The following is a 15,898-nucleotide window of genomic DNA, read 5'->3' on the forward strand; positions in this document are numbered from 1 at the left end:
CCTCCTGACGGTGGTGGGAAGCCTCCTGGCGGTGGGGGCGGGAAGCCTCCTGGTGGCGGAAAGAATTGTGACATGAAGTTTCACCTCCTACAAGTCTCCCTATAGGAAATGCAGCACATATAGTTATGGCATGTGCGTTTGCCTGTGGTCATTTACCTATTTTTCCGCTCCTGTCTGCTATGCCATTGTCACGTATGCTTGCAGGCAGACTGCATGTAAAAAGGACAACGCTAGATGCGTTGCCCTTTTTACGTTCGATGGTTGTAGATGGCAGAAGACTTATGGTATTTAGTAAGGGCGTCCACCCATGATAAAGCGGTATTCCCAATGAGTTCCTTTGAAATCCGTGATTTTCACTCCACCGGACTCTTTTGAGAAAGTATGTAGCAGCTTGTCATCCCCCATGTAAATTCCTACGTGAGTGATGCTTTGTTTGGGGACATCAATATTTTTGTAATCAGACTGTTTATAGCCTTTGTAGCTCATGAAGAAGACCAGGTCTCCTTTTTTCAGCTTGCTGATGTCGGTTGTATAGGAACCGTGACTTTTGACATAGTTTGCTTGCGAGCGAGCCCCGCCGTTGCCCATGTCGATGTTTGCTCCATCCTGATACGCCCATTTCGTGAATTCCGAGCAATCCATGGTCTTTTTATTGGAACGTGTTGAGCCGTATTCATAGGGCGTTCCCAAATACTTTTTCCCCGCAGCAATGACCTTGTCCGCGATCGCAGATGACGACTCTCCGTCTCCCGAATTGGTAGTTCCCGTATCCTCTGGGAGTACCCGACGAATCCCTACCAGCTTTTTGGAATAATCACTGAAGGTTTTCAGCACCACAGCGTCTTCCCCTTGGGAGGAATAAATATACTGATCGTCTCCAATGTAGATCCCCATAAAGCTGGGAGCTCCACTTCCATTCGACGAAAAGAACACCAAATCGCCTTCCTTAGCAGACGATACTTTGTCAAGCGCTTTGTACAGCTCCGCGATGGTATCATCCACTTGAATGCCGGCCTGCTTAAATATGTACGTAGCCAAGCCAGCCGATCCAAACGAACTAGGCCCTTCTGCACCGTATTTGTAATCTTTTCCTATCAGTGTCTTTGCGATCTTCACTACTTCTGCTGATTTGGCAGAAGATTGAGAATCCACAGTCTGCGCTGCTGCAGCATGTCCGCCCTCTGCGAACATGAGCAAGGATGTACTCAGCATGACGGCGACAGTCGATCTTTGCAACCAATCTCGTTTCGTCATTCATTCTCCTCCTGGCTGTGTCGATCCCAACGGATTGGGTACGGAACCAGTTTACTGGAAAAAGAGGACCCCTAATAGGCATAAAATATTACCAATACAGGATTTGATTACATAGACGGATGTCCAAAGCACTAGGCGGAAAATGGTTAATTCTGTTTTCATAGACAGATGGAAAAAGCCCTCGTCCACCTATGTGGCAAGCGCTTTTCCCCAGAATCTCTTTACTTCGGCTGCTGATATTGTCGGACCGTTTCCTTGCACAGAAAAAGGACCGTTTCTCCCATTTTTAGTCGATGGGAGCCTTTCACGAGAAAAGAGGTATCCGGCCCAATTCTTTTCGCCAGCAAACGGTGAAGTCTCGCCTTGGTCTGGCAATGAATCACCCGATTCGAAGGAAAACCAGAACGAATGGCGGCTCTTGCAATATGGCGTGCACTTTTTCCGATCGTATATAAATAATCGACGTCCTTCTCGCTTAAATAACGACCGACGTCCTCATGTCCGACAACCTCGTAATTGCCCATCTCCAGCATGCTCGCCAATACCGCTACTTTCGTTCCACTTCCTACTTGGCAGAGAACATCAATCGCAGCCTTGGCCGCATCCGGGTTGGAGCTGTAGGTGTCGTCCAGTACTTGTACGTTATTCGCAAGTCGGTAGCGTGTCAGACGTTTTCGCTGCGCCTGAAACGAGCGCAAACCATCTCGAACCACTCCGATCGGAAACCCTAGAGCACGGCTTACCGCAATAGCAAACAAGGCGTTGTAAATATTATGCTCCCCAAGCATGGGCAAGTAAAACGCTTCTCGCTCCCCTCCAAACACACAAGTAAAGTGGATTCCTTTCTCATCCACAACAATATCTTCTGCTCGATAATCGGCCTCACTCTCTATGCCGACGGTAACAAATGTCCCCGCGAACGCTCCGACATACGGCTTCTGTGTCAGCTTTCGAGAATACTCACAGTCCATATTGAGAAAGACGGTTCCCGTGGTCTTCATGTGGCGGATCAATTCTGACTTTGCCATAGCGACCCCATTGATCAGACCGCCGAAATTCCCGATATGTGCCGTGCCAATATTGGTAATCACGCTCATCGATGGCTGAATCATTTGACAGTGCTTTTTGATATGTCCACTATTTGTCATCCCGAATTCGAGAACAGCCGCCTTGTGCTCACTTTTGATCCGTTTGATATGTGCCCGCGTATTGCCTAAAAAGTTTCTGTTGTACATGGATTTATAGATGTTCCATCTTCTGCTCAAGATGTCTGCAATCATTTCTTTCGTCGTCGTCTTTCCGGCACTACCGGTCACCGCGATCACAGGCTTTTGGAGAATGAGTGTTTTCGCAGGTGGTGCTTTCGCTTTGCCCTTGACTTTCCCTTTGCCGGTACCTCTCAATGGAACTCCCCCTCACCTCTGTCTTCGCCATCAACGATATTGTATGTACAAGGAAGACAGCCTGTTTAGACCTTTATCTATGAAAACGCTCCGCTTTCATCCAAAACAAGCGGCCAGCTTCCCGAATAAAGTAGTGATAGAGGAGAGGTGATGCCTATGAATCGCAAAGCTACGATCGCCGCAGTAGGCGATATCCTGATGTGGCGAGAACAGATTGAGTCTGCCCAGATAAAGGGGACAGACCAGTACTCCTTTGCAGATATGTTCGCACCTGTCTGCCCCATCCTTCAGGGAGCTGATTTCACGATCGGCAATCTGGAGACGACATTCTCCGGCAAAACACAGCCTTATCAAATCGGATCTGCCCGGGCAGGATATCCCCGCTTTAACTGTCCAGACGAGCTGGCAAGGGACCTGAAGCAAGTAGGTTTTGATGTTTTAACAACGGTCAACAATCATTGCTTGGACGGGGGTCCCGAAGGCTTGCTGCGCACTCTTGACATGTTGGACCAGCGTGGGATCGCTCATACGGGAACGTACCGCAGCGAAACGGAAGCCTCCACCTATTTAATCCGTGAAGTGAATGGCATTCGGATCGGAATTCTTGCCTATACGTACGGAACGAATCAACAGCATGTTCCACCAAACACGCCATGGCTTGTCAATCTGTTGGATCAAAACAAAATCGAACAAGACATTTCCCGACTTCGCCCTCAAGTCGATCTCTTGATCGTCGGCCTGCATTTTGGAATTGAATTTCGGTTCATCCCTACCCAAAAGCAGAGGCTGCTCGCTCAAAGCCTGTTGGAACGCGGCGCAGATGTCATTCTCGGGGCACATCCCCATGTTCTTCAACCTGTGGTGACCCCCACGATCACTACAGCGGATGGCAGGAAAAAGCGAACGCTGGTAGCCTACTCATTGGGGAACTTTACCTCGGAACGCATGCTTTCCTTTGACCAATCCCAATGTGGTGCCATCCTGCGCTTTACCGTTGAAAAAAACGAGCAGGATGTTACCTCCATCACCAAAATATCCGTTGTCCCGACGTATTCGCAGCGATATTTCTCCGGGGGAAGAGTTCATTTTCGTGTCCTGCCGCTGCGAGCCTATTTGAAAAAACCAGATCGTCACGTGACGTTAAGCGCTCTGCGGCGGCTACAGCAAATGTGGAGACGGGCCATTCAAGTCATTGGCCGAAAATATATCTAAACGAAAAGGGAGCGTGAACTTGTACGTTCCCCTTTTCTGTTCTTACAACACATAGCAGTGCGGGCAGCCAGCCGAGAACACGGCTACGTCAGCCAATTAATCGACCTTCTGATTCAAAAATACAAAAGTAAGGTGATTGCGGCCAAAACGGATCAGGAGGCTTTCGGCTTTTACCGGAAGTACGGTTTTCAGATCAAAAGTCTCGGTGAAAAATACCCTGGAGTGGAACGATTCCTTTGCGTGTATTACGTGTGAGCCCAATCGAATCATCAGGAAATAGCAACACCCGCAAAGGAAGCCTTCGTTGCCTTTGCCAAATCGGCAACAGTCAGCTCGATTTGCACGCCAATTTTTCCGCCACTGACTATGATGACCTCTAGGGCCTGTGCGCTCTCGTCTATCACTGTCGGGTAAGCTTTTTTCATACCGACTGGAGAGCAGCCACCACGAATGTATCCGGACACCGCGGTTATGTCTTTGACCGGTATCATTTCGATCTTCTTCTCTCCTACGGCTTTTGCCGCTTTTTTCAGATCGAGCTCATCCTCGACAGGAATCACGAAGACGTAGTAAGCCTTGCTCGCCCCCTGCGAAATCAGTGTCTTGTAAACGATGCCCTTTTCCCGCCCAATCTTTTGCGCGACGGACACGCCATCAATCTTTCCGTCATCTGCTGTATACGTGAGCATTTCGTACTCGATTTTTTCTTTGTCGAGTAGACGCATCGCGTTCGTTTTCCCTTGCTTCATCGCTTCTCCCTCATTCCATGCGTTTTCTTGCTCCCTTTTATTATAAAGAGAAAACGATGCTGCAGTCACAGGTTTGCATAGCATAGAAGAGCAATAAACAAGGCTGAACGGATCGACTCAGTCCAGCCTTTGGCACAATCAATGGCAGATATACGTCTACTGAAGCATGCGATCAACCCGAGAAAGCCAAAGTGCGACTGAGCCTCTTCCTGCGAAATGCTAACGACCGGTACATTCAATTGCTTGCAAATGATGCCGGCGATGTCGCGAAATGGCACTCCTTCGTCGTCTACTCCGTCCAGCCGTGAACCTGCCGGGGCAAATTCAAGTGCCAAACGGAAAAGGGAAGCCGCATCGAGACGATGTACAGCGGTACAGCGGTTGGAGCCCTCTCCAATGAAGGCGGAGAAACCCTTTTCGCGCGCAATGTGGATCAGTCTCGGTACAAACCCCTTGTCTCCCTCGCCATGCACAGACGGAGCCAGCGACACGATGGATGTCCGCACTCCCTGCTCAGCGAGAGCCATCGCCGCGTTCTCCGATCCCTCTCCATTTGCGTGAGCCGTAATAACGAAAGGCTTTTCCGAGCCCTTTAGTACCGCTCCCATCGCTTCAACAGCGCGAAGATCAGTGGCGAGCGAACCTTCGAAATCAGAGAAATCATGACGAAACGCCAAGTGAATAACTCCCTCTGCAGAAGCGGCTCCACTTTGAAGACTGGCCAGATCTTCAAGGGTGCCGATATGCGCCTCCGCTCCAGCTGCCTTCAAGATTGCCGCACCTTCGTCTGAACGAGTGAGGCCAACTACCTGGTGACCGTATTGCATAAGCTCGCGGACGACGGCAGAACCAATGTATCCTGTTGCTCCTGTTACGAAAACTACCATTCGCTATTACGAAAAGGAAGGTTTTATTGGATAGTCGCCATGTCCAGAGAGAGAAAAATAATTACCGCAAGAAATTGAGCGCACCAACACTTCGATTAAAACTTTGAAACCGCCCGTCCCATACCAGGATGAGCGGTTTTTCTAACAACTACAAACAGGTCTGAGCATCCATACATTGCGGTATTATGGGCAAATCGGATTAATCAAAGGGGTATAAAGAAGATGGAAAAGTCGGAAAGCTAGTCAACACAAAAAAGGATGCGATCGCTTCAGCAATCACATCCTCATCTTCGTATGAAATAAGATTGAGTACTTTGGGAAGGTATCCGTTATGGAGCGACTTTTACAGCTTCCTCTGAAACCATTCGCTTTAACAGCTCGGTCGCTTCGTCACTCTTCAAGTCACGAACGAGGGCAATTTCACTGACCCAGTTCATCATGGCATTGTCGAGCATCATTTTGTCACTCGTGCCGAGAACCTTGTTTCTGCTGATCTTAAGCAAATCCCGAATCACTTCGGCACATTCAAAAATGTCGCCGCTTTTCAGCTTTTCGGTATTCAGCTTATAGCGCTGTCCAGCATTCACACTCAGGTTTGGTTCTCCCTCATGGAAGACACTAAATGCTTTCTCCAGCGTCTGTCCGTCTACGATACTACGAATTCCCAGGGCGGACATTCTTTCAACAGGAACCATGATGTCGAGTTCCTTCAACAACATGTGCAAGACGAAATAGAGGTGCTTTTCACCGAGAAATTCTTTTTCCTCTAATGCCTCGATGATTCCAGCACCATGCATTGGATAAAAAATCTTGTCTCCAACTTGAAACATACGTCCACCTCCTTTAATTCCAACCCCTTTATTATAGCACACTTCGAGAGTAAATTTTTCATATTAACACGAAATTAAATTTTGGGCAATATTTTTCTTTGCAAAATTTTACTGTAAGTGTATTCTTTCCCCTGCTTGGAAAAACACTTGTAGAGAAGGATTCCCAGCCGCTTTTGCAGAATAACATGGACGTATTTTTTACAGGATGGTGGAGGTGGCTGACATGAATGCACGTGAAGGAATCAAAGCGATCAAATTGGCGATGAACGTGGAGGGCGGACAGTTTGTCGTCCATACTGCGTTATTGTGGGACGAGCACGAGGTCATTCTGGTTGATACGGGAATTCCAGGACAGCTAGACGTGATTCAAGATGTTTTCGAACAGGAAGCAATCCCTTTTCAAAATCTTAAAAAAGTCATCATCACCCATCAGGACCGAGACCATATCGGCAGCCTGCCTGAAATCGTCGATGCCTTCGAAGGCTCCATTCAGGTATGTGCCCATGAAATCGCCGTTCCCTTTATCGCGGGAGAAATCCCTTTGATTAAAAGTGGGGTTTTAGCTCCCCCTGTCAAAGTCGATCAGGTGCTTCAGGATGGTGACGTTTTGCCTTATTGCGGCGGTATTCAGGTCATTCATACGCCTGGCCATACTCCCGATCACATTTCGCTCTATCATATTCCCAGCAAGACACTGATCTCAGGAGATGCGCTGACGGCAGAAGACGGTGTGCTCATGTCCTTCAACCCTGCTTTTACGCAAGACAAAGCTCTGGCGCTGCAATCGATCGCCAAGCTAATCGATTTTGAGATTGAGTCCGTTATCGTCTACCACGGCGGCGTCTGTACCGGCAATATTCGAGAGCGACTGCAACAGATCGTTGAAAACACTACAGTCTAACATGCAAAAAACCAATCGAGACACTCAAGCGGTGTTCCGATTGGTTTTTTCACCTTGACTCATGCCCTATGCGACTGCCCGCTCCATTTGAAAACAAGCATTCCCCCAATAATCATGAGGACTCCGAACAAATGGTGAACGGTAAAGGGAATTTTGTCCAGCCCCATCCACCCCATCGAGTCCCACCACAGAGCAAATCCGAGCTGTGCAGTCAGAACGATGGAGATCGCAAATGTCGGCCTGAGTCGTTTCATCGCCTGGACCAGACTGGTAACGACCCCCACTCCAATCAAGCCGCTGAACCAAAACCATGGCTGCATCTGTCCTACCTCGAGCAGATGACTCCCCTGGGTAAGCAGTCCCATCAAAAGAGACGCTAAAAATCCCATTCCTAAAACGAAAGTAGTCGTCGCCCACGAGCCTACACGTTCATTCACTTTGCTGTTGAAAATGTTTTGCAGGCTGATAAGTGAGCCCGCAAGCAGTGCCAACGCCATCCCTACTAGCATGACTTTCCCTCTATTCGTAAATATTTTGTCCGGCTATCTCCCGCAAGCCCTCAGGATCCTTCACAAGCAGGAAGCCCTTTTTCCGCTCAACGAGTCCACTTGCACAAAACTGCTGCAGCACTCGATTGAAATGCCGATAGCTCGTTCCCAAAAGGCTTGCCGCATCCATCAAATCAGCCGTGCTCAGCTTTTTCTCCAGCCTCTTGTCCGCCTCGTCAAAGGAAACGGAAAGCAGGTAGCTAGCCATTCTCACTTCCACCGGATACAGCAAATTAAAGCTCAAGGAATGCGATTTTGCATAAAACTTCATCGTGATGTGCTCCAACAAAAACTGCAGGAGAGCAGGATCGAACGTTTTAAACGAGAGAATCAATGTTTTTCCCTCTACAGAGGTGGTGTAGACTTTTACCTTCCCCCTGACCAATACATACAGCATAGCTGCGGATTCTCCTTGGGAGCAGATCAACTCCCCCACTTCAAAGTCATACAAGGATATATGCGGCTTGATCTGCTCATTCCAGACTGTATCTATGTTGTGTGCCCGCAAATACTGCTCGACCAGTTCATGATCCTGCCATTCTCTCAATGGCGACGCCCCCTTTTTCCTACCTATAGCTTCAGTATCACCACACCTGCGATCATCATGGCAATACCAAGGAACTGAGGCAGCTTCATTTTTTGCCGAGTTACACCGAACCAGCCGTTGCTGTCGATCAAAAAGGTCAAGCACAGCTGCGCGATCATCAAGATAGCGACCGTGAGCGTTACCCCTATCTGTTGAATTGCCGTGATGTTGCTGGATATTATTATGGCCGCGAAGGCTCCCCCTGCCAAGTACAGTGGCTTTACCGCTCGAAAGCCACCCCGTCTGGTATCGCGTATAAACAACAGGGTCACGAAAGCTGCCAAAAACCCGGTAAACTGCGTTAAGATGGCCGTTTGCCACGTACCGATGCTCTCGCTGATCCGGGTATTTGCTACGCCCTGCAAGGTCAGAAAAGCCCCGCCAACAATCGCAAACATGCTCCCTTTCATCTTTTGGATTCCCTCCTCTTGAGTCTTTCTTTATTAAAAGACAAATGAAAGCGAGGAAAAAGGACATCTGTCCTTAAACAACAAAAAACCCGCAAGATGGGCATCTCTCTCATGCCGATTTTGCAGGCTGCTGCGATACGTCAGGATTTTTTCCATTCCCTTACCGGTTCTGCGTCTGCTTCGTACGGTAAAATTCGTTAAACAGCTTCATCAAAGCACGCTTCTCAATACGGGACACATAGGAGCGCGAGATACCCAATTCGCGAGCGCTTTCCCTTTGGGTCTTTTCTTTGTCCTGATCCAATCCGAAACGCCCGATGATCACTTCTTTTTCCCGATCGTCGAGAATATGGATGTGCTGATAAATCTTGTTCGATTCCAGCTTCAGCTGCACCGCATCCACTACTTCGTCGGTTTCTGTGCCGAGGACGTCGATGAGGGTGATTTCATTAACCCTTACTTCTTATCTGTATTTTCCGGTTCTTTATTATTACTGTAATCAAAAGCTGACATTTTAGATGAATGATTCGAAGGAAAAATCAAGAAGCTTGACTTATTACATGAACAAGTTCGTTAAGAATTTTGTCAATCCTTGCTTGATACAGAACAAGGGGAAATTAGGAAACCCGTCCTCAATTTTTGGACGGGTTTCCTAGGTCAGGCAGTCTTTCTCAGTTCTATCTGAAAGAGAAATTATTTGCATTACCAATCAGTTATTTCTCAACAGTTGGATAGCCCTAATTAGCGAGATGATTCCAAATATTACCATAACAATCAATCCGATAATATTTAGAATGATCACTGGTAATTCAAGAAAATCAAGATCACTTCCTACCTTCAACATTGTGAACACAAACCCGATTAAAAAGGCTAGGAAGACTGAAATTGTTTTCTCCACAAAGCGACACCACCTTTTATCATATTAAAGGTATGTCTATTATACTTTATTACACCATAAATTACCAGCTGATAGATATTCTTTCATTTGCAGTTCTTTTAACTGGACTGACAAATGGGCCATCAAATGTTACATAAGCATATACATTCATGTTATGGCTTGAATAACTAGTGGGAGTTTTGTAAATTGCTCCACCTTTAACTGTAACAACTTCTTCTTGTAAATCACCTTCAACACTGTAAATCCATTTTCCATAATCATCACTGTCATCTGTTAAATCAAGCTCAGTCCAGTTTTGAGAAAATTGATACGCGTAGGAAAAAGAACCTCCCCCCTTCATATCAAATCCCACACCACCAGAGTGGGATGTGCTTCCAGAATTACCCGCGTTTACAGGTTCGTGGTCCAACATAACGTATGGTGTCCCATTTGAATTTCTAGGCTCAGCTCTTAACTCAACTTCATAAACTTGGTAATCAGCATCATAGTCATCGTTACTCCCAGCAAGCTGTGCCCCTGGATTAACTTGTGCGTTTAAGTAGGCTGACATGTAATTTCCTTTGTCAGATGAATCAAGGCTAACTGCTTTTGAAACTTGGTAATTAAGACGTACCTTTCCATAAGGTGGAGAAAGCTTAGATACCTGATCCCAATCAACGCTTTTCCAATCATACTCTCCCGTTGCTGCTGCAAGTGATAACCTGTTTTCTTTTGCAGTTTCTTCGTCTGTATCATCTTCTTCTAAAAATTCCAAGTGGTCTGTCACCGAATCTAAAATAGTTGTTTGAAGAACTAGACCTTTATCCTTCTTTTTTTCTTTCTTGTAAGCATCTACATTAACAAAAATATCGTCTTTACCAGATATTTTGACTCCGTTTTTATTTTCCCCTACCCAATAGAGCAAAACATCAGTCTCTTTATCTTCAGATTCTTCAATACCAATGACTAATTTGTATTCATCTGCAAGCGCAGTTAATTCTCCTTTTTCTTTAAAATCTACAATCACTACATCCGCTGTACCTTTCTTAGACGCTTTAAGTTTCTTTCCTGGATTATCGAGATCTAAGTTATAGTTCTCCACATCACTAATTTTATTAATAGCTTGTTTTGAAAAATCAAAACTACTATTATTTAGGATTTCGACGTTTTTAGAACCCTTTGCATGTAAACCTTGTGCACCCGTTGTCAACAAGAGCGCAGTCATAAGAAAAGCAGACGTTGTACGAAACTTACTCACAGTAACCTCTCCCTTATTTAGTAATTTTATACATTTAATTTATTACCATTAACCTACCAATTGTCAATTATTATATATTTCTGGTTTTTTATTCCAAATCATTGAAATCTCTAATTATGTATATAAGTTACTGTGGTAATGAGATACAACAAAAAATGGCCATTTCTCAAAAGAGAAAAGGCCATTGAATTTAATGAGTAAGCTAATTGGCTAGTACAAATTCAACAAATACCGGCGATCGCAACATACCACCCTTCGTCCAGTTCCGGAATTATACTCGCGCCTTGATACACGGCTGCACATAAACGAAATCACGATCCTCGCCCGTAATCAACGGCCTCACTACACCGTAGAACGCCTCCTTATGAGTGGGAGGAACTCCGAGTTCTATAACTCCAACATGGCGACCATTTTAATGTGCCTGCCACCCAAAATCCCCTTTCCGATACCCCGCAATCTGAACTTCCGTGTAGTCGTAGTTAATCATCTTAACGAAGTCCTCAGTTCGCTACCCAGGGTGGTAACGGCCATCCTTATGCTTTGCTACTATGCCCTCCATTTTCCGCTCAACAATAGCCTTTATTTCAGTAGTAAACATGAAAACAAGGAAGGATTTTACTTAATACTTTCCGATATAGATTCCACTTAATATCTTCTCTTCATAACAAATAATTAAGGTAGGGTGGACGGTTTGAGTATTAACATGGAACCGACAATCGGTATTATTACAGCACTTCCCTAGGAGTATGCAGCAATGAAGGTTTTGCTTAAGGAGCCTAGAGACATCAGTATTCAGGGATCAGGTGCAGGTAAGGCATTCTGTCTCGGAAAAGTGAAATCCAAGCATGGAGGGGAACATACAGTTGTTCTAACCAGTTGTGGTATGGGCATCGGTATGGTAGCAACCTTGCGCATTATCCTCACGTTCAGTAAAAAAGCGTACCTTAAACAACAAAAAACCCGCAAGATGGGCATCTCTCTCATGCCGATCTTGCAGGCTGCTGCGATACGTCAGGATTTTTTCCATTCCCTTACCGGTTCTGCGTCTGCTTCGTACGGTAAAATTCGTTAAACAGCTTCATCAAAGCACGCTTCTCAATACGGGACACATAGGAGCGCGAGATGCCCAATTCGCGAGCGATTTCCCTTTGGGTCTTTTCTTTGTCCTGATCCAATCCGAATCGCCCGATGATCACTTCTTTTTCCCGATCGTCGAGAATATGAATGTGCTGATAAATCTTGTTCGATTCCAGCTTCAGCTGCACCGCATCCACTACTTCGTCGGTTTCTGTGCCGAGGACGTCGATGAGGGTGATTTCATTCCCCTCTTTATCTGTCCCAATCGGGTCGTGCAAGGAAACGTCTTTCTTGGTCTTTTTCAGACTGCGAAGATGCATGAGGATTTCATTTTCAATACAACGCGCTGCATAGGTAGCCAGCTTGGTGCCTTTTTCCACTTGATAGCTCTCGATTGCCTTGATTAAACCGATCGTCCCGATGGAGATGAGATCTTCGCTGTCTTCACCGGTGTTTTCAAATTTCTTCACGTTGTAGCTCCAAAGCAATGTCGTTTTCGTGTTCTTTGTTCATTAACACGTCAAGTACACCAACACATGTGACCTTTACCTCGTCATCCACATAATCAATAATCACTTCTTGAATAAGTTTTTCAACGATGTTTCGTTTTTCATCAAAAGAGAGCTCAAAATTATTCATAAGAGTATTGCGATATGCTTCTATTGCCCCTTCAATATACCTGGAGCTCAACTCTTTTTTTAAATGGGAATCAATCTGAGTTCGATATTCTCTTTTCCTTTTGTCCAATGTCTCAATCTCTGTATTAATTTTGGTAAGATCTCCAACCATCTCGCTTTCGTCAATTACCCCACGTTTAAACATGGTCTTCACTCTTTCCCGCTCTGCTTCCTTCTTGGAGATTTGAGTTTCAGTTAACGCAAGTATTTGTTTAATTTCATTAGTCGCCTCATCCGATGTATTTTGAAGTTGCTCAATCACAAGGTTAGGACTTTTTAATGTTTGAACGATTAATCCCCAAATGTATTCATCCAGTATGTCTGTACGAATCGTTTTAACATCACATTTGTGAATACCGTCCCCGTACCGTTTCGGATTTTTATTAGGGCATCTGTAGCATGCGTAGGTGCTTTTCTTTCCAGTGCTTTTATCTACCCTACCTGAATACGATGTGGATTCCCAAACCCGCCCACAGCGAGAGCAGCGAATCATGCCCCTCAATAAATAATCGTGTTTGACATTTCCAGCTCGTTTTTTGTTTTTTTCTTTTTGCTGTTGAGCCAACTCAAATATGGCTGGATCAATGATCTTAGGGACGCTTGCTTCGATCCAATCTTCTTCATTACGAATCGAATAAGTTTTTCTAGGTTTTCCAGATTTTGTACGTTCACCTTGTAGCTTCTTTGTCTCTCTACGGTTGTACACGTACCTTCCAATATAAATTTCACTAGTTAGGATACGTCGGAGAGAACTTGCACTAAAGTTTCCCGACTCTGAACGTTTTGGCACAGCACCCAGCTCATAGAGTTTTGTCCCCATTTCACGTAAGGTTAGCCCCTCGAAGACATACCAGTTATAAATGAGTCGTACAAATTCAGCTTCTTTCTCATTTACCACAAGAGAACAGTCAACCCAATCGTAGCCAAACGGTGGTGTTCGCATTGGCATCACTTTATTTAACTTCTTTACCGCTTGGTTTCTGCCTCTTACTGTACGTTTCTTGATCATTGCCAATTCGTACTGTGCAATTGCCGACTTCATGTTAAAGAAGAGTTCTCCCTCAGGAGTGTTTTTATAGTCACTGTCGGTAAAAATCAGTTCTACATCTCTCTTTTGAAGCTCACGACAAATCAACAACTTATTCGTCATGTCACGGGAAAAACGGTCTGGATCTGTAATTATCACATGAGAAATTACCCCAGATGCAACATCGCCACGGAGTTGATCCAGTAGAGGTCTTTCCAAATCCTCTCCCGATTCTCCCTCTTCCCGATACACTTTTATTTGTTCTTTATGAAATCCTAATTCAAGCGCTTTTTTAAAACATATCTCCACTTGAGAATTTAAGCTTGTGCCTTCTTTTACTTGAAGTCCAGTAGAAACACGGACATAAATTGCGACGAACATAATGATACCTTCCTTTGTGTTCATAATGAATTACGTTTATTGTAGACATAAATATTATTGCACTCAAACAAAAAAGCCGACTTATTTGCCGGCAATTTTACCCAGAGCTTTTTTTAGTAGTAGTTCGATGACTTGACGCTGAGTTTCAGCTGCTTTGTTCTGTTCTTCAGCTTGATAATTACATTTGTAAGGTGTGTACACAAAACGCATTTTCACTATTCCGTGTTTGATACCAACCACCTCAGTTATACATATGAGGTGCAGAATTTGTCCTATTTCAAATAAGTGCTGAAGATCTCAAAATCAATTGGATATCCGTAATTTACCGTGATTTACCCTATTTCCGACATTTACTTTTAACTCGTTACCCCCACTCACCTTCGACAACGAACTAATATGATGAATTGTCCTATGCCAGGATAGTTTTTTTAGAATAGGACAAAAACCCTACATCATAAATACTTTATAAACGCATGAAGTGGGTGATTAAATGGATACAAAGGAGATTTCTTTAGCATCGTTGATACTCGAGGACGTTTTTCGCAAGGATGCCGAGAATTCTGCTTTAACACTCGACATTTCACGGCGTGAGCTCCAGATTCCCCTTCTTGTTGAAGAATCGGTTGATCCGGAAAAGTTTTACTTAGTTGAAGGATATCGCAGATACGTTAGTCTTGTTCAACTTGGGTATAAACACACACACTGCATTGTCCAAAAAGAAACGAATAATGCCGAACGCGTAGTCAAAAGACTAGGAAATGAATTTCATCACAAAAAGAAAAGCGGGTACGAACGGGAACGGATGATTGAATTTCTGTTAAAGAATGGTTACGATGTTGACCGAATTGCTCGTGAAACAAACCTAACCAGGGCAACTATACGGAAGCACATGAAAAGTCTTCAAATCGACTCTGATGTTAAAAAGTTAGCAGAGCTAAATGGAGTCGGGAAAGATGGTTTAACACGTTTTTTATCAATTAAGACCATGAATGAAGATGTTCAAGAAAAGTATCAAGACAAGTATCTTGCTAAGGAAATTCGGAGTTACCATGTTGATTCAATTGAACTTGTTGCAAATCATGAATCCTTTAACAATTTAAATATGTCTGCACAAGATGAGTGCTTACATCAGGCTATTGAGCAGACAAGATTCTCAAAAACCAACGCAAATCGAATTGTAAACAGCGTTTTGCTAAAGGAAAAGTTTGATCAGAAATCTCATCGGTACATGTTCCAAGAAATGAACAAGGACATTGACAAATTTCAGCGTGATTACTTACATCAAAATTTTCTTAGTAATTTGAGCAAAGAACAATTGAATAAACTACATCTCTTTATCACTACACTTGCAGATAAAACAAGCCTCCCGATCAATTGGCGTACCTTTCCAGTCGAAAACTTGGAAAGACCGAAACGTAAACAAATGATCATTCATTTAAATCATCAGAAGTAGACACTTGAACAATATGTTCAAGTGTCTCTCAATCCACTCATCATTCAATTTGGCATTTACTTGATGTCAAACATTCCGTTCATAAACGCTCACCTCTAGGGAGCTTATTTAGAGCTCCATGGACCATTATCAATAAAACCATCCTGTGTTTCATTAACAACCAACAGAGTAAAAAAGGAGCTGCTTTGTCAACTCCTTTTTTACGGTCTCTATAAAAGAGGAATAAATATTGACCAAGCTCAGTATCATCAATTAAATCATTCGAGAGGGTGAAAAAAATGTTAGAAGTCTTGAGCAAAGAAAAGGTTCAATTACTAAAATCTGAAGGGCTCATCCATTTTATTTCACTTTGGGATACCGTTGAAAAA

The 15,898-nt window shown here is 44.4% G+C and carries 16 protein-coding genes and 2 pseudogenes; 6 read left to right on the top strand and 12 right to left on the bottom strand.

Annotated elements, in window-relative coordinates; genetic code table 11:
* Positions 1–288: 288 nt before the first annotated feature.
* Complete coding sequence (locus tag EDM55_RS03215; protein WP_092269233.1) at positions 289–1,254, bottom strand: C40 family peptidase; 966 nt, start codon at positions 1,252–1,254, stop codon at positions 289–291.
* A 221-nt stretch (positions 1,255–1,475) separates the two neighbouring features.
* A complete protein-coding gene (locus EDM55_RS03220) occupies positions 1,476–2,657 on the bottom strand; it encodes a UDP-N-acetylmuramoyl-tripeptide--D-alanyl-D-alanine ligase (protein WP_122959596.1) in 1,182 nt (393 codons plus the stop codon).
* Positions 2,658–2,813: 156 nt separating this feature from the next.
* Between EDM55_RS03220 and EDM55_RS03225 the strand changes: the two genes are divergently transcribed.
* Positions 2,814–3,869: a CapA family protein gene (locus EDM55_RS03225; RefSeq protein ID WP_122959597.1), complete on the top strand. Its 1,056-nt coding sequence runs from the start codon at positions 2,814–2,816 to the stop codon at positions 3,867–3,869.
* Positions 3,870–3,905: 36 nt separating this feature from the next.
* Entirely contained in the window at positions 3,906–4,124 is a 219-nt protein-coding gene (locus EDM55_RS31355; protein WP_326245068.1) for a GNAT family N-acetyltransferase, read from the top strand.
* A gap of 14 nt (positions 4,125–4,138) precedes the next feature.
* On the opposite strand, the gene ybaK is transcribed toward EDM55_RS31355, so the two are convergent.
* Together ybaK and EDM55_RS03235 are read right to left on the bottom strand one after the other, a co-directional pair.
* Positions 4,139–4,618: a Cys-tRNA(Pro) deacylase gene (ybaK, locus tag EDM55_RS03230; protein WP_092269245.1), complete on the bottom strand. Its 480-nt coding sequence runs from the start codon at positions 4,616–4,618 to the stop codon at positions 4,139–4,141.
* A 65-nt stretch (positions 4,619–4,683) separates the two neighbouring features.
* On the bottom strand, positions 4,684–5,505 hold the full coding sequence (locus tag EDM55_RS03235; protein ID WP_092269248.1) for an SDR family oxidoreductase: 822 nt from the start codon (positions 5,503–5,505) through the stop codon (positions 4,684–4,686).
* A 151-nt stretch (positions 5,506–5,656) separates the two neighbouring features.
* On the opposite strand from EDM55_RS03235, the pseudogene EDM55_RS31360 reads away from it, so the two are divergent.
* Positions 5,657–5,722, top strand: a pseudogene (locus EDM55_RS31360) (MerR family DNA-binding transcriptional regulator); the annotation flags it as partial.
* A 112-nt stretch (positions 5,723–5,834) separates the two neighbouring features.
* Here the strand turns inward: EDM55_RS31360 and EDM55_RS03245 are convergent.
* Entirely contained in the window at positions 5,835–6,335 is a 501-nt protein-coding gene (locus EDM55_RS03245; protein WP_092269251.1) for a CarD family transcriptional regulator, read from the bottom strand.
* A gap of 223 nt (positions 6,336–6,558) precedes the next feature.
* Between EDM55_RS03245 and EDM55_RS03250 the strand changes: the two genes are divergently transcribed.
* Positions 6,559–7,236, top strand: a complete 678-nt coding sequence (locus EDM55_RS03250) for an MBL fold metallo-hydrolase (protein ID WP_122959598.1) — start codon at positions 6,559–6,561, stop codon at positions 7,234–7,236.
* Between the two features lie 59 nt (positions 7,237–7,295).
* Here the strand turns inward: EDM55_RS03250 and EDM55_RS03255 are convergent, their stop codons facing one another.
* From EDM55_RS03255 to EDM55_RS03280, 5 genes and pseudogenes are all read right to left on the bottom strand, one after another.
* Positions 7,296–7,745 carry a DMT family transporter gene (locus EDM55_RS03255; RefSeq protein ID WP_122959599.1) on the bottom strand — a complete coding sequence of 150 codons (450 nt, stop codon included), beginning with the start codon at positions 7,743–7,745 and terminating at the stop codon, positions 7,296–7,298.
* A 10-nt stretch (positions 7,746–7,755) separates the two neighbouring features.
* On the bottom strand, positions 7,756–8,331 hold the full coding sequence (locus EDM55_RS03260; protein ID WP_092269261.1) for a Crp/Fnr family transcriptional regulator: 576 nt from the start codon (positions 8,329–8,331) through the stop codon (positions 7,756–7,758).
* Positions 8,332–8,354: 23 nt separating this feature from the next.
* On the bottom strand, positions 8,355–8,780 hold the full coding sequence (locus tag EDM55_RS03265; protein WP_122959600.1) for a DMT family transporter: 426 nt from the start codon (positions 8,778–8,780) through the stop codon (positions 8,355–8,357).
* Positions 8,781–8,940: 160 nt separating this feature from the next.
* Positions 8,941–9,231 (bottom strand): annotated as a pseudogene (locus EDM55_RS03270) (sigma factor-like helix-turn-helix DNA-binding protein); the annotation flags it as partial.
* Positions 9,232–9,739: 508 nt separating this feature from the next.
* Positions 9,740–10,915 (bottom strand): hypothetical protein, encoded by a 1,176-nt coding sequence (locus EDM55_RS03280; protein ID WP_092269272.1) that lies wholly within the window; start codon positions 10,913–10,915, stop codon positions 9,740–9,742.
* 754 nt (positions 10,916–11,669) lie between these two features.
* On the opposite strand from EDM55_RS03280, the gene EDM55_RS03290 reads away from it, so the two are divergent.
* Positions 11,670–11,987 carry a hypothetical protein gene (locus EDM55_RS03290; RefSeq protein ID WP_092269290.1) on the top strand — a complete coding sequence of 106 codons (318 nt, stop codon included), beginning with the start codon at positions 11,670–11,672 and terminating at the stop codon, positions 11,985–11,987.
* Here the strand turns inward: EDM55_RS03290 and sigK are convergent.
* Both sigK and EDM55_RS03300 read right to left on the bottom strand, forming a co-directional pair.
* Positions 11,947–12,480, bottom strand: coding sequence for an RNA polymerase sporulation sigma factor SigK (gene sigK, locus EDM55_RS03295; RefSeq protein ID WP_092269296.1), 534 nt, complete (start codon positions 12,478–12,480; stop codon positions 11,947–11,949). The two genes, EDM55_RS03290 and sigK, sit on opposite strands and share 41 nt — an antisense overlap.
* Entirely contained in the window at positions 12,449–14,077 is a 1,629-nt protein-coding gene (locus EDM55_RS03300; RefSeq protein ID WP_122959601.1) for a recombinase family protein, read from the bottom strand. The genes sigK and EDM55_RS03300 overlap by 32 nt, the downstream gene beginning before the upstream one ends.
* A 490-nt stretch (positions 14,078–14,567) precedes the next feature.
* Between EDM55_RS03300 and EDM55_RS03305 the strand changes: the two genes are divergently transcribed.
* Positions 14,568–15,530 carry a ParB/RepB/Spo0J family partition protein gene (locus EDM55_RS03305; RefSeq protein ID WP_122959602.1) on the top strand — a complete coding sequence of 321 codons (963 nt, stop codon included), beginning with the start codon at positions 14,568–14,570 and terminating at the stop codon, positions 15,528–15,530.
* Positions 15,531–15,898: the final 368 nt, after the last annotated feature.

Origin of the sequence: Brevibacillus centrosporus (assembly GCF_003710815.1) — a bacterium.
In the GTDB taxonomy this organism is placed as follows: Bacteria; Bacillota; Bacilli; order Brevibacillales; family Brevibacillaceae; genus Brevibacillus; species Brevibacillus centrosporus.